23 protein-coding genes and 1 pseudogene are annotated in these 22,262 nt (G+C 63.9%); 15 read left to right on the top strand and 9 right to left on the bottom strand.

What is annotated here, in order from left to right:
- Nucleotides 1-22: 22 nt before the first annotated feature.
- Both XB14_RS19750 and XB14_RS19745 read left to right on the top strand, forming a co-directional pair.
- Nucleotides 23-1,228 carry an NAD(P)/FAD-dependent oxidoreductase gene (locus tag XB14_RS19750; protein ID WP_077963295.1) on the top strand — a complete coding sequence of 402 codons (1,206 nt, stop codon included), beginning with the start codon at nucleotides 23-25 and terminating at the stop codon, nucleotides 1,226-1,228.
- On the top strand, nucleotides 1,228-2,109 hold the full coding sequence (locus XB14_RS19745) for a sugar phosphate isomerase/epimerase family protein (RefSeq protein ID WP_077963294.1): 882 nt from the start codon (nucleotides 1,228-1,230) through the stop codon (nucleotides 2,107-2,109). The genes XB14_RS19750 and XB14_RS19745 overlap by 1 nt, the downstream gene beginning before the upstream one ends.
- On the opposite strand, the gene XB14_RS19740 is transcribed toward XB14_RS19745, so the two are convergent.
- Nucleotides 2,102-3,043, bottom strand: coding sequence for a LysR family transcriptional regulator (locus tag XB14_RS19740; protein WP_077963293.1), 942 nt, complete (start codon nucleotides 3,041-3,043; stop codon nucleotides 2,102-2,104). The two genes, XB14_RS19745 and XB14_RS19740, sit on opposite strands and share 8 nt — an antisense overlap.
- A gap of 151 nt (nucleotides 3,044-3,194) precedes the next feature.
- Between XB14_RS19740 and XB14_RS19735 the strand changes: the two genes are divergently transcribed.
- The 9 genes from XB14_RS19735 (at nucleotide 3,195) to pcaD (ending at nucleotide 11,801) form a co-directional block, all read left to right on the top strand.
- A complete protein-coding gene (locus XB14_RS19735; protein WP_077963292.1) occupies nucleotides 3,195-4,373 on the top strand; it encodes a muconate/chloromuconate family cycloisomerase in 1,179 nt (392 codons plus the stop codon).
- Between the two features lie 10 nt (nucleotides 4,374-4,383).
- Nucleotides 4,384-4,674: a muconolactone Delta-isomerase gene (gene catC, locus XB14_RS19730; RefSeq protein WP_077963291.1), complete on the top strand. Its 291-nt coding sequence runs from the start codon at nucleotides 4,384-4,386 to the stop codon at nucleotides 4,672-4,674.
- A 75-nt stretch (nucleotides 4,675-4,749) separates the two neighbouring features.
- On the top strand, nucleotides 4,750-5,688 hold the full coding sequence (gene catA / locus XB14_RS19725) for a catechol 1,2-dioxygenase (RefSeq protein WP_077963290.1): 939 nt from the start codon (nucleotides 4,750-4,752) through the stop codon (nucleotides 5,686-5,688).
- Between the two features lie 100 nt (nucleotides 5,689-5,788).
- Nucleotides 5,789-7,147, top strand: a complete 1,359-nt coding sequence (locus XB14_RS19720) for a Rieske 2Fe-2S domain-containing protein (RefSeq protein WP_077963289.1) — start codon at nucleotides 5,789-5,791, stop codon at nucleotides 7,145-7,147.
- Nucleotides 7,144-7,632, top strand: a complete 489-nt coding sequence (gene benB, locus XB14_RS19715; RefSeq protein WP_077963288.1) for a benzoate 1,2-dioxygenase small subunit — start codon at nucleotides 7,144-7,146, stop codon at nucleotides 7,630-7,632. The genes XB14_RS19720 and benB overlap by 4 nt, the downstream gene beginning before the upstream one ends.
- Nucleotides 7,633-7,671: 39 nt before the next feature.
- Entirely contained in the window at nucleotides 7,672-8,700 is a 1,029-nt protein-coding gene (benC, locus tag XB14_RS19710) for a benzoate 1,2-dioxygenase electron transfer component BenC (RefSeq protein WP_077963287.1), read from the top strand.
- Nucleotides 8,697-9,485, top strand: a complete 789-nt coding sequence (gene benD / locus XB14_RS19705; protein WP_077963286.1) for a benzoate diol dehydrogenase BenD — start codon at nucleotides 8,697-8,699, stop codon at nucleotides 9,483-9,485. The genes benC and benD overlap by 4 nt, the downstream gene beginning before the upstream one ends.
- Before the next feature lie 36 nt (nucleotides 9,486-9,521).
- Complete coding sequence (locus XB14_RS19700; RefSeq protein ID WP_077963285.1) at nucleotides 9,522-10,856, top strand: MFS transporter; 1,335 nt, start codon at nucleotides 9,522-9,524, stop codon at nucleotides 10,854-10,856.
- Nucleotides 10,857-11,018: 162 nt separating this feature from the next.
- On the top strand, nucleotides 11,019-11,801 hold the full coding sequence (pcaD, locus tag XB14_RS19695) for a 3-oxoadipate enol-lactonase (protein WP_077963284.1): 783 nt from the start codon (nucleotides 11,019-11,021) through the stop codon (nucleotides 11,799-11,801).
- A 39-nt stretch (nucleotides 11,802-11,840) separates the two neighbouring features.
- On the opposite strand, the gene XB14_RS19690 is transcribed toward pcaD, so the two are convergent.
- Together XB14_RS19690 and XB14_RS19685 are read right to left on the bottom strand one after the other, a co-directional pair.
- Nucleotides 11,841-12,245 (bottom strand): cupin domain-containing protein, encoded by a 405-nt coding sequence (locus XB14_RS19690; RefSeq protein WP_077963283.1) that lies wholly within the window; start codon nucleotides 12,243-12,245, stop codon nucleotides 11,841-11,843.
- A gap of 245 nt (nucleotides 12,246-12,490) precedes the next feature.
- Complete coding sequence (locus XB14_RS19685) at nucleotides 12,491-13,549, bottom strand: alpha/beta hydrolase family protein (protein ID WP_077963282.1); 1,059 nt, start codon at nucleotides 13,547-13,549, stop codon at nucleotides 12,491-12,493.
- A gap of 199 nt (nucleotides 13,550-13,748) precedes the next feature.
- On the opposite strand from XB14_RS19685, the gene XB14_RS19680 reads away from it, so the two are divergent.
- Complete coding sequence (locus XB14_RS19680) at nucleotides 13,749-14,717, top strand: helix-turn-helix domain-containing protein (protein WP_077963513.1); 969 nt, start codon at nucleotides 13,749-13,751, stop codon at nucleotides 14,715-14,717.
- 85 nt (nucleotides 14,718-14,802) lie between these two features.
- Here XB14_RS19680 and XB14_RS19675 read toward each other — a convergent pair.
- The 3 genes and pseudogenes from XB14_RS19675 to XB14_RS19665 all read right to left on the bottom strand — a co-directional run.
- Nucleotides 14,803-15,978 (bottom strand): annotated as a pseudogene (locus tag XB14_RS19675) (Do family serine endopeptidase); the annotation flags it as partial.
- A 194-nt stretch (nucleotides 15,979-16,172) separates the two neighbouring features.
- Entirely contained in the window at nucleotides 16,173-16,619 is a 447-nt protein-coding gene (locus XB14_RS19670; protein ID WP_077963280.1) for a hypothetical protein, read from the bottom strand.
- Nucleotides 16,620-16,877: 258 nt separating this feature from the next.
- Entirely contained in the window at nucleotides 16,878-18,023 is a 1,146-nt protein-coding gene (locus tag XB14_RS19665; protein ID WP_234804086.1) for a citrate synthase, read from the bottom strand.
- Between the two features lie 60 nt (nucleotides 18,024-18,083).
- On the opposite strand from XB14_RS19665, the gene XB14_RS19660 reads away from it, so the two are divergent.
- Nucleotides 18,084-19,175 carry a citrate synthase/methylcitrate synthase gene (locus XB14_RS19660; protein WP_077963511.1) on the top strand — a complete coding sequence of 364 codons (1,092 nt, stop codon included), beginning with the start codon at nucleotides 18,084-18,086 and terminating at the stop codon, nucleotides 19,173-19,175.
- A 94-nt stretch (nucleotides 19,176-19,269) separates the two neighbouring features.
- Here the strand turns inward: XB14_RS19660 and minE are convergent, their stop codons facing one another.
- The 3 genes from minE to minC form a co-directional block, all read right to left on the bottom strand.
- Nucleotides 19,270-19,530 carry a cell division topological specificity factor MinE gene (gene minE / locus XB14_RS19655; RefSeq protein WP_077963279.1) on the bottom strand — a complete coding sequence of 87 codons (261 nt, stop codon included), beginning with the start codon at nucleotides 19,528-19,530 and terminating at the stop codon, nucleotides 19,270-19,272.
- Nucleotides 19,527-20,342, bottom strand: a complete 816-nt coding sequence (minD, locus tag XB14_RS19650; protein WP_077963278.1) for a septum site-determining protein MinD — start codon at nucleotides 20,340-20,342, stop codon at nucleotides 19,527-19,529. Before minD ends, minE begins: the two co-directional genes overlap by 4 nt.
- 115 nt (nucleotides 20,343-20,457) lie before the next feature.
- A complete protein-coding gene (gene minC, locus XB14_RS19645) occupies nucleotides 20,458-21,216 on the bottom strand; it encodes a septum site-determining protein MinC (protein WP_077963277.1) in 759 nt (252 codons plus the stop codon).
- A gap of 316 nt (nucleotides 21,217-21,532) precedes the next feature.
- On the opposite strand from minC, the gene XB14_RS19640 reads away from it, so the two are divergent.
- Nucleotides 21,533-21,718: a hypothetical protein gene (locus XB14_RS19640; protein WP_034798488.1), complete on the top strand. Its 186-nt coding sequence runs from the start codon at nucleotides 21,533-21,535 to the stop codon at nucleotides 21,716-21,718.
- Between the two features lie 148 nt (nucleotides 21,719-21,866).
- Complete coding sequence (locus XB14_RS19635; RefSeq protein ID WP_077963276.1) at nucleotides 21,867-22,130, top strand: hypothetical protein; 264 nt, start codon at nucleotides 21,867-21,869, stop codon at nucleotides 22,128-22,130.
- The last annotated feature ends 132 nt before the right edge of the window (nucleotides 22,131-22,262 follow it).

The raw sequence follows: 22,262 nt of genomic DNA, 5'->3' as shown, positions 1-22,262 counted from the left end.
CTATGATTTATGGAGCCAGTCCATGGACCGCATCCTCATCATCGGCGCCGGGGAATCCGGCACGCGCGCGGCCGTTGCGCTCAGGGAATCCGGGTTTACCGGCAGCCTCACGCTGGTCGGCACGGAACCGCACCTGCCCTATGAGCGGCCGCCGCTGTCGAAACCGCTCGATGGGGCTGTGCAGATGAAGCCGATCTGCGGCGCCGAGGCCCTGGAGGCCGCCGGCATCGATTATCGCCCGGGCATTTCTGCGTCTCGGCTGGATGCGGATGCCCGCTCCGTCGCCTTGGGCGACGGGCAAACACGCGTTTACGACAAGCTGCTGCTCGCCACCGGCGCCCGCCCGAGACAGCTGACTTGCCCTGGCGCCGAGCGCGCGCTCGATTTCCGCACCTACGCCGATGCGGCGGCGATCTTCGCCCGTGCCGAATCCGGCAGACAAGTTGCGATCATTGGCGGCGGGCTGATCGGTATGGAGCTCGCAGCGGTGCTGCGCGGCAAGGGCATAGATGTCAGCGTTATCGAAATGGCGCCCAAGCCGCTCGGGCGCGCGGTTCCGCCACGCTTCGCTGCAAGGCTTCACGCCCGGCATGAAGAGGAAGGCGTTGTCTTCCATCTTGGGCAGGGGCTCAGCGAGATTACCGATGACGCTGTCGTTCTCTCGGATGGCAGCAGGGTGCCGGCCGATATCGTCGTTTCCGCGATCGGCGTTCAGCCGGATGTCGCGCTCGCCGAGGCGGCAGGGCTTGCCGTCGGCAACGGCATCCTGACCGACCCCTATCTGCGCACCAGCGATCCGAACATCTATGCATCAGGCGATTGCGCCGCCGTGGCTCAGCCGGGTGGCGGGCATATGCGGTTTGAAAGCTGGCGCAACGCGCGCGCCCAGGCAGAGGTCGCGGCCCGCAACATGGCCGGCGGCAAGGAGGCTTTCGCTGCCATTCCCTGGTTCTGGACCGATCAATACGATCTCGGCCTGCAGGTGGCAGGCTTGCCGCATCCGGACCATCAAAGCGTGACGCGCCAACTCGAAGGCGGCGAACTCGAATTCTACCTGGATGGCGGGCGTCTCGTCGCTGCCGCAGGCCTCGGTCTCGGCAACGGTATTGCCAAGGATATCAAACTCTCGGAAATGCTGATTGCTGCCGGCGTCAGTCCCGATCCGGGAGCGCTCGCCGACGCCAGCGTGAACCTCAAGGCGCTGCTCAAAAGTGCCAGGGCCGCCTGATGCAGAAGCTGCTTGTCTTTCAATCGCTCTGGGCAATGGAGCGCCGGCATGCGGATGGACACGAGCGCAGTCTTGAAGAAAACATCGCTGCTATCGTCGAGGCCGGGTTCGACGGGATCAGTGCGCACTATACCAACCGCCGGGATGTCGAACACCTCGGCGAAGCGATCCGCGGCACGGGCCTGAAGATCGAGGGCGTCTGCTTTCCTCGCAGTGTCGAGGATCTGCGCCTGACGCTTGAACTGGCGACAGAGTTCCCGGTGAGCCATATCGACCTGCAGGCCGACATTCGTCCGCGCCGGGTCGAGGATTGCCTGCCGCTTCTTGACGGATGGATGCGACTTGCGGAGGAGACAGGCGTTCCCGTCTATGTCGAAACCCATCGCCACCGCATCACCAGCGACCTTCTGTTCACGCTCGACCTGCTCGACCGGCGGCCGGAATTGCCGCTTCTCGCAGACCTCTCGCACTATCTCGTCGGGCGGGAGTTCGCTTTCCCAGTCGAAGACGAAAGCCACGCCCAGATCCGGCGCATTCTTGACAATGCCAGGGCGTTTCACGGCCGCATCGGCTCCTGCCAGCAGATCCAGATCGAGATGTCCTTTCCGCAGCATCGTCCCTGGGTGGAGCTCTTCCGTGACTGGTGGGCCTACGGCTTTCGCAACTGGCGCTCGCGCGCCGCTGAGGATGCCGAGCTGGTCATGACCTGCGAGCTCGGCCCCAGGCCCTATGCCATCACCGACCGGCACGGCAACGACACGACCGACCGCTGGGCCGAGGCGCTTCTGCTCGGGCAAATGGTCCGTGAGATCTGGGCCGAGGGCGCCATCCTTCCGCCGAGCGAAGGACGGGACCTGAGGATGCCAGAACGCGTCATTTAACGAAAGACGGCCGAAACGGCAGATTGTGCTCCAGGCCAAGCCAGGGCGGGTTCTCCGCATACATTTCGACGATCAGGTCCTTGATCAGCTCGATATGGCGTGAATTGTCGCCGGCGCGATGGTTGAGAATGACCGGCGAGGTCGCGCGTTCCCCCTCGACCATGCGGTAGTGGACGTCCGAGCGAACCTGACGGGCGGAAGAGGGCACGACGCACAGGCCGGCTTCCGAGGCGACGAGACCGAGGGCACTCTGGATCTCGCGCACTTCATGCACCTCGGCCGGGCGCACATCCTCAGCGTGAAGCAGGCTCAACACATGATCGGCATAACTCGGGCGCGGTTCCTTGGGGTAGACGATCAGTTTCTGGCCGTTGAGCGCGTCTAAGGGCAGGGGAGACGTCTCTTCCGCCAGCGGCGTGCCCTGAGGTATCGCGATGGCAAGGCGCTCTTCGCGCATGAGGATGCCGACGACATTGGGATCGTTGTGGTGCAGCCGGCCGAAGCCGACATCAATCCGGCCTTCCTTGAGCGCCGCGATCTGCTGCACCGAGACCATCTCCAGCAGCCTGATATCAAGCTCCGGCGCGTTTTGCCTGAGCTTGCGCACGAGCGTCGGCAGGCCGCCATAGAGCGTGGAGGCGACGAAACCGATCGACAGCACACGGTTCTGGTTGAGCCCGACGCGACGCGTCGCCTCCACCATCTGCTCGACTCTCCCCAGAACCTGCAGCGACTGCTCGTAAAACAGCCGGCCTGCCTCCGTCAGCCGCACCGGTCGGCTCTTGCGGATGATCAGCGGCACGCCCAGTTCTTCCTCCAGCAGCTGGATCTGTCGGCTCAAGGGCGGCTGGGCGATGTGCAACTGTTCGGCAGCGCGCGTGAAATTGCGTTCGCGGGCGACGGCGACGAAGTAGCGAAGCTGGCGCAGATCCATGTTCAAACCCTCATTTGACCTATCATTGCGGTATGTTGCAGTGCGGTAAGCGCATGAATCTGCCTGATATCGACGATACTATACCATAAAGGTATGATGGCGAACCTATTTGGTGTTGGACGCCGGAAGGTGAGCGGCGCACAGTCTCGCCATGAACACGTTCCTTGCACCCCTTGCTCCGACAGCCCTTTCCCCCGTCGTCGAACGGGTCGAGACGATGCTGGTCGACCTGCCGACGATCCGGCCGCACAAGCTCTCGGTCGCGACCATGACCGGTCAGACGCTGATGCTGGTCAAGGTTCATTGCAGCGACGGCACGGTCGGCATCGGCGAAGGCACGACGATCGGTGGTCTCGCCTATGGCGGCGAGAGCCCGGAAAGCATGAAACTTGCGATCGATACCTATTTTGCGCCGGTCATGGTCGGCGAAGACGCAACGCGTGTTCGGGCGCTGATGGCACGCCTCGGCAAGGCGGTGAAGGAAAACCGCTTCGCCAAATGCGCCGTGGAAACGGCGCTGCTCGACGCCCATGGCAAGCGTCTCGGCCTGTCGGTCGGCGAACTCTTGGGCGGCGCGTTGCACAGACGGCTGCCGGTCGCCTGGACGCTGGCTTCCGGCGATACCGCCAAGGACGTCGCCGAGGCCGAAAGCATGCTCGACCTTCGCCGCCACCGGGTCTTCAAGCTGAAGATCGGTGCCAGGCCGTTGAAGGACGATATCGCCCATGTGGCGGCGATCAAAAAGGCGCTCGGCGACCGCGGCGCGGTGCGCGTCGACGTCAACATGGCCTGGAGCGAATTCGAAGCAGCCTATGGCATGGCGGCGCTCGCCGATGCCGGTTGCGAACTGGTCGAGCAGCCGGTGGCTTCGACCGCAGCGCTCGGTCGCCTGGTCCGTCGTTTTCCGGTGGCGCTGATGGCGGACGAGTCCCTCACAGGGCCTGAATCGGCGTTCGAGCTTGCCAAGACCAAGGGTGCCGACGTCTTCGCGGTCAAGATCGAGCAGAGCGGCGGCCTCTTCAATGCCCAGCGCGTGGCCGTCATCGCCGATGCCGCCGGCATCGAACTCTACGGCGGCACGATGCTCGAAGGTGGTGTCGGCACGGTGGCGTCAGCTCACGTGTTTTCCACCTTCGCCAAGCTGCAATGGGGCACGGAACTCTTCGGCCCGCTGCTATTGACCGAGGAGATCCTGGCGACGCCGCTCGACTACAGCGACTTCGAGCTGACGGTGCCGGATGGTCCAGGGCTCGGGATCGAACTCGATGAAGACCGGCTGAAATTCTTTGCGCGCGACGGGCTGCGCAAGACGATCAGCGTTGCGAAGTGAGGATCAAGTGATGCTGTTTCACGTCAGAATGGACGTTCGCATTCCCCATGATTTCCCCGCCGGAGAGGCTGCCGAAATCATCGCCCTGGAAAAGGCCTATTCGCAACAGCTCCAGCAGAGCGGCAAGTGGCGGCATATCTGGCGGATCGCCGGTCAGTACGCGAACTACAGCGTCTTCGACGTGAAGGACAATGCCGAGCTGCACGAGATTTTGTCCGGCCTGCCTCTGTTCAAGTTCATGGAGATCGAGGTGACGCCGCTGCTTCGGCACCCGTCGTCGATCCGTGAGGACGATAGCTAGAATTTTGTGAGTGCCGCAGCCGGGAGGTTTGGCAAGCGGCTCGAGCGTCAAGACAATCCAAGTGGAGGAATTGATATGAGCGTGAAGATTTTCGACAAGCCGGAGACTCAAGCTTTCCTGAAGGTCCTGAGCGGCCTCGACAAGGATGGCGGCAATCCGCGCGTCAAAGAGATCGTGCACCGGCTGATGTCGGACCTGTTCAAGGCGATCGACGATCTCGACATCACCCCGGACGAATACTGGACCGGCATTGCCTGGCTGAACGAAATCGGTGCGGCCGGCCAGGCCGGCCTGATCTCGCCCGGCCTCGGCCTCGATCACTTCCTCGACGAACGCCTCGACGCGATCGACGAAGCGCTCGGCATTCAGAACCCGACGCCGCGCACGATCGAAGGTCCGCTCTATGTCGCCGGGGCCCCGGCCTCGGAAGGTTTTGCCCGCCTCGATGATGGCCGCGACACCAATGGCCAGCCGCTGATCATGCACGGCGTGGTCTATGACGCCGACGGTCAGCCACTCAAGGGCGCGACCGTTGAAGTCTGGCACTGTGATACCCGTGGCTTCTATTCGCACTTCGACCCGACCGGCCTGCAGGCGCCGTTCAACATGCGCCGCACGATCGTGACCGACGCCAAGGGCTGTTACAAGTTCCGGAGCATCGTGCCGCACGGATACGGCGTTCCCCCGGGGAGCCCGACCGAACAGCTGCTCTCCGCCCTCGGCCGCCACGGCCAGCGCCCGGCCCATATCCATTTCTTCATCAGCGCCGACGGCCATCGTAAGCTGACGACCCAGATCAATATCGCCGGCGACCCGCTTGTTAACGACGACTTTGCCTATGCCACCCGTGACGGGCTGGTGCCCGATGTCACCGAGCGCACCGATGCGGCGAGCATCAAGGCGAACGGTCTTTCCGGCCCCTTCGCCGAAATCGAATTCGACATCCATCTCACCGCTTTGGTGAATGGCCTCGATAATCAGATCAACGAGCAGCGCAAGCGCGCCGCCGCCTGATCATAGTTGCGGCGGCCGACCGAGCCGCCGCCCCCTTGCCACCGACATTGTTGCAATCGCTAGAGCCGAGCACGGATCAGCCGTTTGCGGGAGAAGAACCATGTCCGCCGTTATCGACAAAGCCCAAGCCCTCGACGACCTGCTCGCCACCGCGGTCGAGGACGATCATGAGGCCGGCACGTTCCGCTGCCGTCGCGACATCTTCACCAACGAAGACCTCTTCGAGCTGGAGATGAAACATATCTTCGAGAGCAACTGGGTCTATCTCGCCCATGAGAGCCAGATCCCCGAGAACAACGACTATTACACCACCTATATCGGCCGCCAGCCCGTCGTCGTCACGCGAGACAAATCGGGCGAACTGCACGCCGTCATCAATGCCTGTGCTCACCGCGGCGCCATGCTTTGCCGGCGCAAGCATGGCAACAAGGGCAGCTTCACCTGTCCCTTCCACGGCTGGACCTTCTCCAACACCGGCAAGCTGTTGAAGGTGAAGGACGAGAAGACGACGCAGTATCCGCCGCAGTTTGCCAAGGATGGTTCGCACGACCTGAAGCGCGTCGCCCGTTTCGAGAACTATCGCGGCTTCCTCTTCGGCAGCCTCAATCCTGATGTCGCTTCGCTCGAAGACTATCTCGGCGAAACCAAGGTCATCATCGACCAGATCGTCGACCAGGCCCCCGATGGTCTCGAAGTGCTGCGCGGCAATTCCTCCTACATCTACGACGGGAACTGGAAGCTGCAGATGGAGAACGGCTGCGACGGTTATCACGTCAGCTCCGTTCACTGGAACTATGCCGCCACCATGGGCCGGCGCCACGAGGAGGGCACCAAGGCGGTTGATGCCAGCAGTTGGAGCCGTTCGATCGCCGGTGTCTACGGTTTCGACAACGGCCACATCCTGCTCTGGACCAACACCATGAACCCGGAGGTCCGGCCGATCTTCAGCCACCGCGAGGAGATCAAGTCGCGCGTCGGCGAGGTGCAGGCGGATTTCATCGTCAACCAGACCCGCAATCTCTGCCTCTATCCCAACGTGTTCCTGATGGACCAGTTCAGCACGCAGATCCGCGTTACCCGTCCCATCAGCGTCGACAAGACCGAGATCAGCATCTTCTGCTTTGCGCCGAAGGGCGAAAGTGCGGCCGATCGCACGCTGCGCCTCCGCCAATACGAGGATTTCTTCAACGTCTCCGGCATGGGTACGGCCGACGACCTCGAGGAGTTCCGCGCCTGCCAGCAGGGCTATGCCGGCATCACTGCGCTCTGGAACGACCTGTCGCGCGGTGCGCCGCTCTGGATCGACGGTCCTGATGATAACGCCAGGCGCATGGGCATCGCGCCGCTGCTTTCGGGCGAGCGCAGCGAAGACGAAGGCCTCTTCGTCCGCCAGCACGAATACTGGGCGAAGGTGATGCGCGCAGCACTTGCCTCCGAGAGACAAGGAGCGGTCGCATGACGATCTCCTACGAAACCGCCTGCGCCTTCCTCTACCGCGAAGCGCGCCTGCTCGACGATCGCCAATGGGACGAATGGCTGACCTGTTATGCGCCCGATGTCAGCTACTGGATGCCGGCCTGGGACGACGACGACCAACTGACTGAAGACCCGCAGTCGCAGATCTCGCTGATCTTTTATCCGAGCCGCGATGGCCTGGAGGATCGCGTCTTCCGCATCAAGACCGAGCGCTCGGGCGCCTCCACACCGGAGCCGCGCACCAGCCACAACATCACCAATGTCGAGCTTGTCGCCGATCGCGGTGAGGAAGTGGACTTCCGCTACAACTTCCACACGCTCAACCACCGCTACAAGGTCACCGACCACTTCTTCGGGACCATGTTCGTCACGCTGCGCAAGAGCGGCGACGGGCTCACGATTTCGCAAAAGAAGATCGTGCTGAAGAACGACTACATCCGCCAGGTCATCGACGTCTACCACATCTGATGACCATCGCCTGACAAGACAGGACTGGGAGGAGCAACCATGGCCAGCTACAGGATCGCTTTGAATTTCGAGGACGGGGTTACCCGTTTCGTCGAATGCCGGGACGACGAGAAGGTGCTCGACGCCGCCTTCCGCAACAAGATCAACCTGCCGATGGATTGTTCCGACGGTGTGTGCGGCACCTGCAAGTGCCGCGCCGAAAGCGGTGCCTACGAGCTCGGCGACGACTTCATCGACGATGCGCTCACATCGGACGAGGCTGAAAGCGGCCTGGTTCTGACCTGCCAGATGAAACCGTCGAGCGATTGCGTCATCGCGGTGCCGACGACATCTGCCGCCTGCAAGACCGGCCAGCAGAAGTTTACCGCGACCGTGGCACACGTCGCCCCGCACAACGATGCCGCGATCGTTCTCGAACTGGATGTCGAAGATGCTTCGACACCGGCCTTTCTGCCCGGTCAATACGTCAATATCGATGTGCCCGGCAGCGGCCAGAGCCGCTCCTATTCCTTCTCCTCGGCTCCGGGCGAAGCGCGCATCGGGTTCCTGATCAAGAAGATCCCCGGTGGGGTGATGAGCACCTGGCTGGAGCGCGCCGAAGTCGGCGCGAAACTCGAACTCACCGGTCCGCTCGGCAGCTTCTATCTGCGCGAAGTCCGGCGGCCGCTGCTTCTTCTCGCCGGCGGCACCGGCCTTGCGCCCTTCCTGTCGATGCTTGAGGTGCTGGCCCGCACCAACCCGGAGCAGAAGGTGCATCTGATTTACGGCGTCACCCGCGATCTCGACCTGGTGCTCGTCGACGAGATCGAGGCTTACGCCAAGCGCCTTGCCAACTTCACCCATGGGACCGTCGTGGCGGACGCGGCGTCCAGCCATGTGCGCAAGGGCTGGGTGACCCAGCATATGCCCAAGGACGTGCTGAACGGCGGCGATGTCGATGTCTATCTCTGCGGCCCGCCGCCGATGGTAGACGCGGTGCGCAAGCATTTCGACGACACCGGTGTGCAACCCCACAGCTTCCACTACGAGAAGTTCACGCCGAACGCGGTGGCGAAGGAGGCAGCATGACCTCCGCTCGCTTCGACGGACGCTTTGCCGGCAAGGCAATCGTGGTCACCGGTGCTGCGCAAGGGATCGGCCGCGCCGTGGCGCTGCGCGCGACGGCCGAGGGCGGCAAGGTCCTCTTCGTCGACCGCGCCGATTTCGTGTCCGAGGTGGCGGCGGAGGCCGGCAGCGAGCGGGCGGCCGCCTTCGTGGCCGATCTCGAAACGCCCGAAGGTGCGACCAATGCCATGCGCTTTGCCGCGGAAAAAATCGGCGGCATCGACATCCTGATCAACAATGTCGGCGGCGCGATCCGCATGCGTCCCTACGCCGAATTCGAGCCGGCTCAGATCGATGCGGAAATCCGCCGGTCGCTGATGCCGACGCTCTATTGCTGCCATGCCGTTCTGCCGCATCTCTTTGCTCGCGGCGGCGGCACCATCGTCAACGTCTCTTCGAACGCGACGCGCGGCGTTCATCGCGTGCCCTATTCCGCGGCCAAGGGCGGCGTCAACGCCATCACCCAGTCGCTGGCGATGGAGCTTGCCGACCGCAACATCCGCGTGGTGGCGACAGCGCCGGGCGGAACGGAGGCGCCGCCGCGCCGCATCCCGCGCAATGCCGAAGGCGACAATGAGGCCGAGCGGGCCTGGATGGGCGACGTCGTCGCCCAAGTGAAGCAATCGAGCTTCATGAAACGCTACGGCAGCATCGAGGAGCAGACGGCTCCGATCCTGTTCCTGGCCTCCGACGAGGCCTCCTATATCACCGGCAGCGTGCTGCCGGTCGCCGGCGGCGATCTCGGCTGACGGTCATATTTCAACGCGCGAAAACCTGGGGAGGAGATGATGCGCACGATCGATGTAAATGAGGCGATAGACGGGAGCCCCCTTGGTGGCTTCCAATGGATGGTGGTGGCGCTCTCGGCGCTGCTGTTGATCGTCGACGGCTACGACGTCTTCGTCGCCGGCACCGTGCTGCCGACGCTGATCGCGGAATGGGGCCTGAGCAAACCGCAGGCGGGCGCGCTGCAGGCCTGGGCGCTGTTCGGCATGATGTTCGGGGCGCTGATCTTCGGCCCGCTCGCCGACCGGATCGGCCGCAAGAAGGGCATCGCCATCAGCTTCCTGCTGTTTACCGTCTCGACGCTTCTGACCGGCCTTGCCAACTCGCCGGAACAGTTCAAGATCTTCCGGTTCTTCGCCGGTCTCGGCTGCGGCGGGCTGATGCCGAATGCGGTGGCCTTGATGAACGAGTATGCGCCGAAGCGCCTGCGCGGCACCCTGGTGGCGCTGATGTTCTCCGGCTACTCGGTCGGCGGCATGGTCGCAGCCGGCCTCGGCATCGGTCTCATTCCGTCCTATGGCTGGAAGCCGATGTTCTTCATTGCCGCTGTGCCGCTGCTTCTGCTGCCGGTCATTCTCTGGAAACTGCCGGAATCGCTCGGCTTCCTCATCCGTCAGGGCAAGCAGGAGGAGGCCAAACGCATCTACGCGAAGATCGATCGCAGCGCGAAACTTGGCGCATCGGATCGGCTGGTCTTCTCCGAAACGAAGGGTGCCTCGGCATCGGTCATGGAACTTTTCCGCCACCAGCGCACGCTACGCACCCTCATGCTCTGGGTCGCGTTCTTCTGCTGCCTGCTGCTCGTCTATCTCCTGTCGTCCTGGCTGCCGAAGGTGCTGCAGGAGGCCGGCTATGCAGAGAAGGCGAGCCTGCTCAGCCTGTTCTCGCTGAATTTCGGCGGCATGGTCGGTGCCATTGCCGGCGGCTGGCTCGGCGACCGCTTCGGGCTGCCGAAAGTGGTGGTCGGCTTCTTCGTTGCCGCCGCGTTCTCGATCGCGCTGATCGGTTTCAGCCTGCCGCCGGCCCTTCTGTTCCTGATGGTGTTCGTTGCCGGCGCCACCACGATCGGCACCCAGATCCTGCTCTATGCCAGCGTCGCGCAGCTCTATAACCTCTCCGTCCGTTCCACCGGTTTGGGATGGGCCTCGGGTGTCGGCCGCATCGGCGCGATCGTCGGGCCGACGCTCGGCGGCGTGCTGCTGGCCCAGGAGTTTCCGCTGCAGCAGAACTTCGCGATCTTCGCCATTCCGGCGGCGATTTCGGCGGTCGCCATGCTCATCTTCGCGATCAGCAATGCCCGCCGCGTCGAAGTCGCGCAACTGGCGACGGCATAGACGGCGACGATGGTAGCCGGATCACGAATGGGTCCGGCCGCCACGCCTTGAGCGCGCTCTGCGGATAGTCTTACAGCGCGCGTGACATCCGGGGCGCGACGTTGCGCCAAGAACAGCGAAGCCGCCATCGCTGGCGGCTTTCCCGATCGGAGTTTCTCTTTCATGGCCTATCTCGACCTGCCCAGCCATCGCCTTCACTATCGCATCGACGGCGACCAAAGCGGCAAGCCCTGGCTGCTCTTCTGCAATTCGCTCGGGACCGACCTCTCCATGTGGGACGCGCAGGTCGACGACCTGTCGCCGCATTTCCGCGTGCTGCGCTACGACCGCCGCGGCCATGGCCGCTCCTCGGCGCCGCCCCCGCGCTATGGGCTGTCCGACCTCGGCGAGGACGTGATCGCGCTCATGGATGGCCTGGGGATCGAAAAGACGCATTTCTGCGGCCTGTCGATCGGCGGGCTGACAGGGCAGTGGCTCGGCGTGCAGGCGGGCAAGCGCCTGGACAGGATCGTGCTCTGTGCGACGGCGGCCCGCATCGGCACAGCCGAAGGCTGGGCCGCGCGCATCGACAGCGTCAGGGCGGGCGGCCTTGCGGCCTTGACCGCGGCCACGGCCGAACGCTGGTTCAGCCCGGCATTCGCAGACAGCCATCGTGAAACCGTCGATCGTGTCATCGAGAGCTTCGCCGCCACCTCGACCGATGGCTATATCGGCGGCTGCAGCGCGCTGGCGGGGGCGGATTTGCGAGAGGAAATCGCTGAGATCGCCAATCCCTTGCTGGCGATTTCCGGCGAGGGCGATCCGGTATGCCCGTCGGCGGACCTTGAGAACATCGCCGCTCGCGTAAAGCGCGGCCGGCACCAATCGCTGCCGGGCCGCCATATCGTCAACATCGAGTCCGCGGCCCTCTTCAACGCGGCGCTGCTCGAATTCCTTGCCGCCTGAAGGCTGGATCGAGCGGCGCCCCGCCGGTCGACGCAACTCTTATTTGACGGGAACGAGAAGCGGCGCGTCCTTGATGACGATGTAAGTCGCCAGTTCCGATGCCCTGGCGGTGCCGACGTTCTTTGCCACATGGGCAACGCCAGCCGGAATGAACAGCGCCTGGCCCGCATGAAGTGTCACCGGCGCCCGGCCCTCGAGCTGGTATTCCAGCGAACCCTCGAGCACGTAGGCGATTTCTTCGCCCGGATGGGAATGCTTGATCGAGGCGGTGCCCGGGTCGATATCGACGCGGACCTGCACGGCCTCGTGTCCGGACACGCTGATCTCGTTCTTGATCAGGTCCGTGCGCTGAATGCCCTGCATCTGCTGGGCCTCAGCCATGCGAAGCGTCGTCAGGCTGCCGGCGATCAGCAAGGCTGCGGCAATGATACGGGTCGTTTTCATGAGATTCTCCGTCAGTTGGTCGTTTGTGCGTCGTTGGAAGCACGCTGATTTGAGCGGAGGCGTGTATGGACGGTGTGTCGGCCGGGCGGCGCTTTTGTAAGCCTTTGTAGTCCGCGGCCATCGGAACCGGCGATGGCCGCCTATGGCAATCCGGTTGCAGGACGCGGGGCGGCGGGCAGCAATCTGTCCGGCCGAGCGGCGATCCGCAGTGCGCATCGCCGCCAGGCCTGCGATCTCGCCAACCGCTATTCGCCGAAGCTCTGCTGCAATGCCTCACGGGCAAGCTTGATGATATCCGCATGGATGTCACCACGGTCCCGTTCGGTCGGTTCGCAGATCGGATCGACCTCGCCGAAGGATTTCAACCGTTCGGTCGCGCCATCCTTGCATTCCGGCAGGAAGCTGAAATGGTCGGCCCCGGCGATCGCGGCATAAGAGCCCTTCGGCGTCAGCGCCGCCAGTGGTTTCGCGGCGACGGCCAAGGGAATGGTCTCCGCGCTGCCGAGATTGATGAAGTGCATCGGGATTTCGATCGTCTTCAGGCTTTCGTCCCGATAGGCCTGGGCGAGGCCCGGATCGACCAGCACGGCCGCCTTGATGCGCCGGTCAAGGTTCGACTGTTCGAAGCGCGCCTTGTCGATGGTGCGAAGATAGAGCTTGTCGACCTCAACCGGGATGTCGTCGACATAGCCCTTTCCGCCGGAAAACCAGGCGCAATCCCATTTCTTGTAGCTGTCGCAATAGCGGGCATAGGCCTCGAGGCTTGCCTCAGCGCCGGATATTTCCATGGCCGTCGAGCCCCCGAGCGAAAAGCCGAGGACGGCGATGCGGTCCGCGTCGATGACGCTGTTCCATTCGCCGTCGCCGGCGAGCTTGTCGATGACGGCCGAGAGGTCGGCCGTGCGCTCCCAGATCTTCGGCGTGTTGGCGGGTGTCGAGTCGCCGCTGGTCGTGCCGGGATGGTTGGGGCCGGCGACGATGAAGCCGGCTTCGGCAAGCGCGATTGCCAGCCAGCTCATCGCTTGAACGCGGCCCCCGGAGCCGTGCGAAACGACGATCAGGGGGAACGGTCCCGGGAGGAATGGGGCGTTCCTTGCGGCCTCTGTTCCCTTGAAGATCTGGTTGTCGCCGACGAGCGTGGCCTCGCCGCCGGCGGCAGCCGGATACCAGATGGAAACAGAAAGGTCTCGGCCTCGCTCGGGAGCGGGAACGCTGATCTCGCGTACGCCGACATCATGGGCATGCGCGGGGGTGACAGCGGCCAGAATGAAGATGGCGGCGGGGAGAAACTGAAGAAGGGGCATGGGCATCTCGCTGGTTGGAAAAGACGACCGATCGTCGCTGGCGTCGCGCCTCTTCCGCGACCTCGATCGTGATTGAGGTCGTCCCGAATCGCGATCTGGGCCATGACGTGCGAGGTTGTTTGCGCCAAAGGACTCGCCCTCGATCTTCCTGCCGTTGCCCTTCGTCGTTGCCTTGCTGCTCCTTACTCTGCTTGCATTCATGCTGCGCGGCGAAGAGCCTGAGCGGCGCAACCGACCGTTCCTCGCCCTGGTAGCGCTTTGCGCGCTCCAGTCCGTGGTTGTTGGCCTGCGCTGGGGCTATGACGTCGCGGCGCTGAAACTTGTCTTGCCGGTGCTCGCAAGCGGCGTGCCGCCTCTGGTGCTTGCGAGTTTCCACAGCCTGATCCGCAGAGATGAGCGAGGTGCTCCCGGCGGCGCATGGATTCATGCCGCGCCGACGATCGGCGTCCTCGTGCTGGTGCTTGCACCGCGATACATCGATTTCGCCCTGATCGTCGAATATGTCGGCTATGCGCTGGCGCTCTTGAACCTGGCGCGCACCGGTACGGACGTCCTCGAAGAGGCACGCTTCGAAAGCGCCGTCGCGGCGCACCGCGCATTGGTCATCGCCGCCTTCTCGCTCTGCCTGTCTGCCCTCTTCGATCTTGTGATCATTCTCGACTTCGAGTGGACCAAGGGGGCGAATATCGGGCTCATCGTCAGCAACGCGAATATGCTGGGATTGCTCTTCATCGGGCTGACGGCCATGGTGGCAGACCGGGCGCGCGCGCTTCCGGCAGCCCGTGCGGTCGTCGACGAGGATCCGGTTTCAATGCCTCAGGATCGGGAGATCCTGGACCGTATCGACCACCTGCTCGTCAGCCAGAAACTGGCCCGCGACGAAAACCTCACTTTGTCGCGTCTTGCGCGGCGCGCGGGCCTGCCGGCACGCCAGATATCGACTGCGGTCAATCGCCTGGCCGGCAAGAACGTCTCGCAGTACATCAACGATTTCCGCATTGCCGAAGCCTGCCGGCTGCTGCGCGAGACCGACATGTCTGTGACCGCGGCGATGCTCGAATCCGGCTTCCAGACGAAGTCCAACTTCAATCGCGAATTCCGCCGGGTCACCGCCTTGAGCCCGGTCGCCTGGCGCGAGCAGAATCGGGCTGGAGCACTTGCCGCCTGACCGAAAGCGGCAAAGCCATGCCCGGTCGTGGTCCGACCGGACATGGCGAAAAATGGCTTGCGGTCCCATCCGGCTGCAAGCGTTACTGCTGATCTGCGGCATTGTCGCCGATCGTGATCGCAACGTCCTTCGTCGCGCCGGTCCGCCATACGCTCAGGGTCTTCGAGGTGCCGGGCGAGAGGTCGGCCACCATGCGCGACAGGTCGCGCGGCGACTTGACCGGATTGCCGCCAAGCGCGGTGATGACGTCGCCGGCCTTGAGGCCGGCCTTGGCGGCAGGCGTTCCGCCGTTGACGCCGGCAACAAGGGCGCCCTGAGGCTCAGCAAGGCCGATGGCATCGGCGATATCGGCCGTGACCGGCTGTATCTGCACGCCGATGAAGCCGTGCCGGATCGAGCCGTCCTTCATCAGCTCAGTGACGACCTTCTGCGCCTGGTCGGACGGAATGGCGAAGCCGACACCGACGCTGCCGCCGTTGGGCGAATAGATGGCCGTGTTGATGCCGACCACCTGTCCCTTTGCATCGACCAGCGGTCCGCCGGAATTGCCGCGGTTGATAGGTGCATCGATCTGGATGAAATCGTCGTAGGGACCGCTGTTGAGGTCGCGTCCGCGCGCCGAGACGATCCCGGCCGTCACCGTCGTGCCGATGCCGAACGGGTTGCCGATCGCCAGCACCTGGTCGCCAACCCGCAAAGCGTCGGAATCGCCCCAGACAACCGTTGCAAGCGGCTTCGGCGCCTTGATCTTCAGCACGGCGAGATCGTTCTTCGGGTCGGCGCCGACAAGCTTGGCGGGCACCTGCGTGCCGTCGTCGAGGGTGACCGTGATGCTCGACGCCTTGTCGATAACGTGGTTGTTGGTGACGACGTAGCCGTCGGCGGTCACGATGAAGCCGGAGCCGAGCGCTTCGGCCCGTTGAGCCTGACGCTGCTCGGGTGGCTGGTCCGGCAGCGGAATGCCCTGGTCGCGGAAGAACTGGCGAAACTGTTCGTCGAAGTGCGAGTTTCCGCCGAGCTGCGACGATTCATCGTTGCCGGTTTTGTCGGCCCTGATCACGGTCGTGACGGTCACGACCGCCGGCTTGTCCGCCGACACGATCGGCGCAAAGGAGCCGCCGGATGTGGCCGGGACCGCAATGGCCGGGCCGGCCGCGGCGGCCACGTCATGGCCGGAAAAGGCGGCCACGGACAAGGGCGCAATGATGACGGCTGCGCCGAGGAGGGCGGCAGCGCGATACCTCGTGAGAATGTTTGACATGATCCTGTTCCTTTCGCTGCCTGTTGCCGGACGACCTCCATCGGGCGCAGCTCGAGACAGGTCGGGTTTGCGGCACAGCGTCGGCCGGCTTCGGTTGAAGGTGGTCTTGATTGCCGAAGGACCGGGCCCTTGGGAAGGGCCCGGCGCCAACGATTGCGGCTCACCCGAAAACCGCGTGAGCCTCGGCCTGTCGCTCAGGCCATTCGGGCGATGTCCTGGTCGAGATGACGAACGTCGCTCTGCAGGCGGGCATAGGATCGGGCCGGAAGCATGCCGTCGTGGGCGGCGGCGGTCTTGAGCGCCTCGGCGCGCACGGCGCCGTCCTCGCGTTCAAGCTTCCTGTAATTTGCGGCCGTCAGCTTGCCCTGCTCACGATCGGCGTTGATGCGGTGATTGTCGACCTTGAGTTCATTGAGGACGCGATCGAGCCGCGACGACGCCATGTGAACAGGTGTCCGATAGACCGGCATGGCCGGCGTCGTCATGTCGTCCTGGCCAAAGATGCCCTGGTAATAGTCGCCGGTATAGGCGCCCTTGTCGCTGTCGCGGCCGAAATCGTGATGACCGGCAGCAAAGGCAGCGCCACTCAAAAGGACGAGGGCGAGAGTTGCGATGGTGGTGGTCTTGAGGGGCGAGCGCATATCTGCATCTCCTGAATTGAAGGAAGCGCCATGCGCTTCCGTTCGAGGCTGTCTCCTATTGTCGCGTCACGGCCGAAGCGGTCGCCGGCAATATTCAGCCTCGAAATGAAGGTATTACTTCAGATCGGCGTCGTCATGTTAATAGTGTGTAATATTTCCTAAAGCATCGTCGGAAGGATGCTTCATTAACATTATTTAATAATCCAGGTCTTGCTGGCGCGGTTGGGTTATTACTGTCGGCGGGCCTGCGTGGGTGCCTTAGGAGCCGGCATAATGGGCGCGGGGGCGGATCAGGTCGCCGCTTTCGATCTGCTCCATCGCGTGGGCGAGCCAGCCGACGGTGCGCGCCAGTGCGAAAATGACGAGGGGCGCATCGTCAGGAAGGGCATAGGCGGCCGCAAGGGCGGCCAGCGCGAAGTCGAGATTGGCGGGCTCTCCGAGCAGTTCTTCGCCGGCTTCGGCCAAGGTGACGTAAAGCGCCGGCACGTCGAAGCTTGCCATGATCGCCTTGGCGCGCGGATCGCCGTCGGGATAGAGCCGATGGCCAAAGGCCCTGACCACGCCCTCGGAGGAAAGCATTCCCCGGATCGCTTCGCGCACACCACTCGCCGCCGCCTGCTCGGCAAGCCGCGTGACGCTCAGCCAGGCGCCGCCGTGACGGGGCCCGGTGAGGGTGGCGAGGCCTGAAAGCGTGGCAGCGGAAAGTGCTGCACCCGAGGATGCCGTGACGCGGGCCGCGAAGGCCGAAACGTTGAGTTCGTGTTCCGCCGACAGCACCAGGCATCGGCGGATCGGCTCCGCCGCCTCCGGCCGTCCCCAGCCCAGCGCCAGCCGCTCGTGCAGCGGCAAGCTTTCCCGCGTCGGCGCAAGCCCCGCCGCGACGGTCGCGAGCACGTCGGCGGCCTCGGCCTTTAAGATGGCCGGTCGGCGGCCGAGCGCGGGCAGGTCGCCTTCGATCCGTGCGGCAAGCTGCGCGAAGGTTCCAGCCAGGCGCGATTGGCTGCCGCCATGATCGCCGGCAGGAACGCTCACTGGCTCGGACGATTGCCAAAGCAGCGTCGCAACATCTTCCAGCGTCGCGCCGTTCGAGAGTTCGACCGCATCGTGGCCGCGATAGAAAAGTCGTCCGCCGGCGATGCTTGAAATCGTCGTTGGCAGCACCGGTTCGCCCCAGCGGATCGCTTCGGCAGCGACCTCCGCTGCCTGGCGCCGTCCGGCGTGGCGTTCGGCCAGTCGCTTGACATCGTCGGCCTGATAGAGGCTGCGGCGCGGGTCGGCCGGATCGGGCTTGGCGCGAATGCGTCCACGGCTGACATTGGCGTAGAGCGTCTGCCGCTTGCTTCCCAGTTTGGCGAGCGCCTCTTCGGCAGTGATCCAGAGTGTCTTCATGTTGATCGATTGCATCAAGATTGACGTCAATAGGTCTAGGTCGGATCATTCTGCGCGTAAAGGAGAAATTTGATGATGAACAACGGACTTGAAGACGTCGTCGCCGCCGAAACAGAGCTCTCCCATGTCGATGGCGAGGCGGGTCAATTGATCATCCGCGGCGTCTCGCTCGATCACCTGGCCGGGCACGCAAGCTATGAGGATGTCGTCGCTTTGCTGTTCGGCGGGCTGCTGGGATCGGCACCCGATCGAGCCGAGCTTGCCAGGCGCCTCGGTCAGAAGCGGGCGGAAGTGTTCGCCCATGTCGGCGCCGTTGACGATCGGCTGCTCGAATTGCCGCCGGTCGACATCATGCGCGCGCTGATCGCCCGGCTCCCGGACGGCGATGATCTCGACACGGCGCTTCGTCTGCTCGCCGCTCCCGCGGTTTTCCTGCCGGCGGCGCTGCGCCTGCAGCAGGGCCAAACGCCGGTCGCGCCGACACCGGCGCTGTCGCACGCCGCCGATATCCTGGCGATGCTCAATGGCAGGGTGCCGAGCAGGGAACAGGTGGCGGCCCTCGACGCCTATCTGGTGACGATTTCGGACCATGGTCTCAATGCCTCGACCTTCGCGTCGCGCGTGGTCGCCTCCACCAAGGCCGGTCTCACCTCTTCGGTGCTTGCCGCGATCGGCGCGCTCAAGGGGCCGCTTCACGGCGGCGCGCCCGGGCCCGTGCTCGACATGCTGGATGCGATCGGGACGGCGGAGAACGCGGAAGCCTGGCTCTCAGAGGCGCTCGACCACGGCGAACGGCTGATGGGCTTCGGCCACCGCGTCTATCGTGTCCGTGATCCCCGCGCCGACGCGCTGAAAGGCGCGCTGAAACGACTGATCGCCGCCGACCCGGCGAACCGCGATCGAATCGGGCTGGCAGAAGCGGTCGAACGATCGGCGCTCGCCATCCTGAAGGCGCGCAAGCCCGACCGCCCGCTCGACGTCAATGTGGAGTTCTATACGGCGCTGCTGCTCGATGCGCTGAACTTCCCGCGCGAAGCCTTTACCGGCGTGTTTGCGATCGGCCGCACGGTCGGCTGGATCGCCCACGCGCGCGAGCAGGCGCTGGAGGGCCGCCTTATCCGGCCGCGTTCGCTTTATGTCGGGCCGCTGCCGCAACAGGCGGCCTAAGCGAAAGAGATTGGCGCCGGAGTTCTGAGCGAAAAAAACGGCAATATCCGCCGGATACTGCCGTTTGAAACGTTCCGAAGACGGAAGGCGGCACTCAGGCCGCCTTCTTTGCGTCGAAGGGGATCTCGATGTCGACGGCGAGCGTCGAGACCTGGGGGCCGCGTTCCATGGTGACCCGAACCTTGTCGTCGTCGATCTGCATGTGCTTTGAGATCGCCTGGAGGATTTCGTCGCGCAGCTTGGTGACGAGATCGCTGTCGCCGGCGGAGGCGCGTTCATGAGCGAGCAGCACCTGCAGCCGTTCGCGAGCGGCCGGGGCTGACTGGGTGCGGGAGAATAAACGGAAAAGGTTCATGCCGCCTTCCTTCCGAAAATCTTGCCGAGGAAGCTGCGCTTCTCGCCGGGGATGTTGATCGGCAGGGCCTCGCCCTTCAGTCGGCGAGCCGCCTCGAAATAGGCGAGCGCCGGGGCCGAGCGGGTGTCGGCCAGCGTGACCGGCGAGCCGACGTTGGACGCGCGCAGCACGTCGGCGCTTTCCGGGATGATGCCCATCAGCGGGATCGACAGGATTTCGAGCACGTCGTCGACCTTCAGCATGTCGCCGCGCTCGGCACGAACCGGGTCGTAGCGGGTCAGCAGCAGGTGCTTTTCCATGCGCTCGCCGTTCTCCGCCTTCAGTGTCTTGGAATCGAGCAGGCCGATGATGCGGTCGGAGTCACGCACCGACGAGACTTCCGGGTTGGTTACGACGATCGCGATATCGGCGTGGCGCATGGCCAGCGTCGCGCCGCGCTCGATGCCGGCGGGGCTGTCGCAGATGACCCAGTCGAAGGCGCTCTGAAGGGCGGCGATGACCTTCTCGACACCTTCCGGCGTCAGGTTGTCCTTGTCGCGGGTCTGGGAGGCCGGCAGCAGAAAGAGCGTCTCCAGCCGCTTGTCGCGGATCAGCGCCTGCGACAGCTTGGCCTCGCCCTGGATCACGTTGACCAGGTCATAGACGACGCGCCGTTCCGCGCCCATGACGAGATCGAGATTGCGCAGACCGACGTCGAAATCGACGACAACGACCTTATCGCCGTTCTGGGCGAGTGCTGCGCCCAGTGCGGCGCTGGACGTCGTCTTGCCGACGCCGCCCTTGCCCGATGTAACTACGACTACCTTGCCCATTCGTCTCTCCAAGTTCTTAAGAATTCGCCTTCGCCTACGTCCTCGTGACCCCGGCCGGATCGACCTGAATCACCAGATGCGGATGGCAAGCATCCACACCTTTCCTTGCCTCGCCCTAGCCGAGCGCTCCTGCCTTCAGCGCTTCGCCGTCGAGCCAGATCTGCACGGACTTGCCGCGCAGGTTTTGCTCCATGTCGTCGGCAGTCTTGTAGAAGCCGTCGATCGCAATCAGTTCCGCTTCGAGCTTGCGGCAGAAAATCCGCGCCGAAGCATTGCCGGTGGTTCCGGCCATCGCCCGGCCGCGCAGCGCGCCGTAGATGTGGATCGAGCCGCCGGCGACGACCTCTGCGCCCGAAGCGACCGAGCCGATGATCGTGACATCGCCTTCGGGGAAGAACAGCGACTGGCCGGAGCGCACTGGCTGGGTCACGACCAGCGACGGCGTCGCCTTGGTGGCAAGCGGCTCGGCCGTAATGACGGCTGCGGCTGCGGCTGTTGCTTCCGCTTCTGGCGCTTCGGCCTTTTCAGCCTGTTCCGCCATCTTCGCTTCGTAGTCCGCCGCCGGGCGCCCGTCGTTCATCGCCGGCGGCAGGTCGGCGCCGAGCAGTGACTGGCGCGCGCCCTCGATGCCCATGATGCGCACGTTGCGCTTGCCGAGCTGGTCGACGAGTTCGCGCAGTTGCGACCGGTCGATGTCGAGGCCGTCGACGTCAAGCACGACCGGCCGCCGCAGGAAGAAGCCGGCGGAGCGGGAGGCGAGATGGTCGAGGCGGGTGAGCCAATCCTCGAGCGGAAGCTCGGGGGTCAGCGCTAGCGCAAGGAAGGATCGCCCCTTGAGGCGGATCGGCCGGGATTCGGTTAACACATCGTTCATCTTGGTAAATTTTCCGTTGCTTCGGTGTATCGAGCAAATGGTTAACAAATGGTTAATTCGGCCATGCGAAGGTTAATGAGGGGGACCGACCGGGCCTGAATAACAAGGGAAATTTGTCGTCGGAAAAGGCAGAACTTTCGGCCATTTTTGTCTCGGCAATGGCGGAGCAAGCCTTCTGCTGCCCGTTGACGAGGGCATGAACCAACATCCCGTCGCAGGCGATTCGCTATGGCTTCGTGAGGGGAGTTGACATTGGAGTGCTAAAATAAGAACATAACAAGAACAAACGGAGGTTCCCATGAATCGGATGGAGACCATGACCCACACGGAAGAAGTGATCGAACGCGCCATGGCCGCTGTCGCGGCCGCCCGGAAGAAGCGGGAGCGTGAGGCCGAGTGGCGCAAGCGCACCTTCGGGCGCATCGACATGGCGCCGCCCCTGCCGCGGCTGAAGCGTGGCGGCGTGCAGCTTTCGCTGCGGCTCGACGGTTCGGCGCGATGACCGAAGAGACGGTTGCTGCGGACCGGGTAAGCTGACGAAGATATCGCAGCGTCTGATGTAGCGTCGACGGTACCAGGCCACCTCGCAAACCACGGCTGCCCGCGCGTCATGATGGGCGGATCGAGACGAAGCTTCGAGAGGACTGACTATGAGGCATCGTCGAAGCATCGAGCTGATGCCGCGCGAAAATGCGGCCGATTACGGCTCGACCCTGGAACTGCTGCCGGAATGGTATGTGCTCGTGGCGAAATGCGGGGCCTGTCGACACCAAGGGCGAATTGACCGTCGGATGATCGCCAAAACCTACGGATGGGGCGTCCATCTCAATTCCATTGGCCGTACGCTCAAATGTTCGCGCTGCGGCAACAGGGAAGGGAACAAACTGCTGCTGGGTCGATTACCCCGCGACTAGCGGGGCCGATGGCCTCGTTGGCGTCGGACATGTCAGCGGCGAGAGCCGCTGCGTTGATTCTGCAGGGTGTCCTGCGCAAAGTCGAACCACGACTTCCGGCGGATATCCAAGAGAATGTTCGCCTCAGTTTGG

The sequence above is a fragment of the Ensifer adhaerens genome (assembly GCF_002007205.1).
Taxonomy (GTDB): Bacteria; Pseudomonadota; Alphaproteobacteria; order Rhizobiales; family Rhizobiaceae; genus Ensifer; species Ensifer adhaerens_D.
The sequence above is the reverse complement of the archived record's forward strand: the minus strand, read 5'-3'. Positions and strand labels throughout refer to the sequence as shown.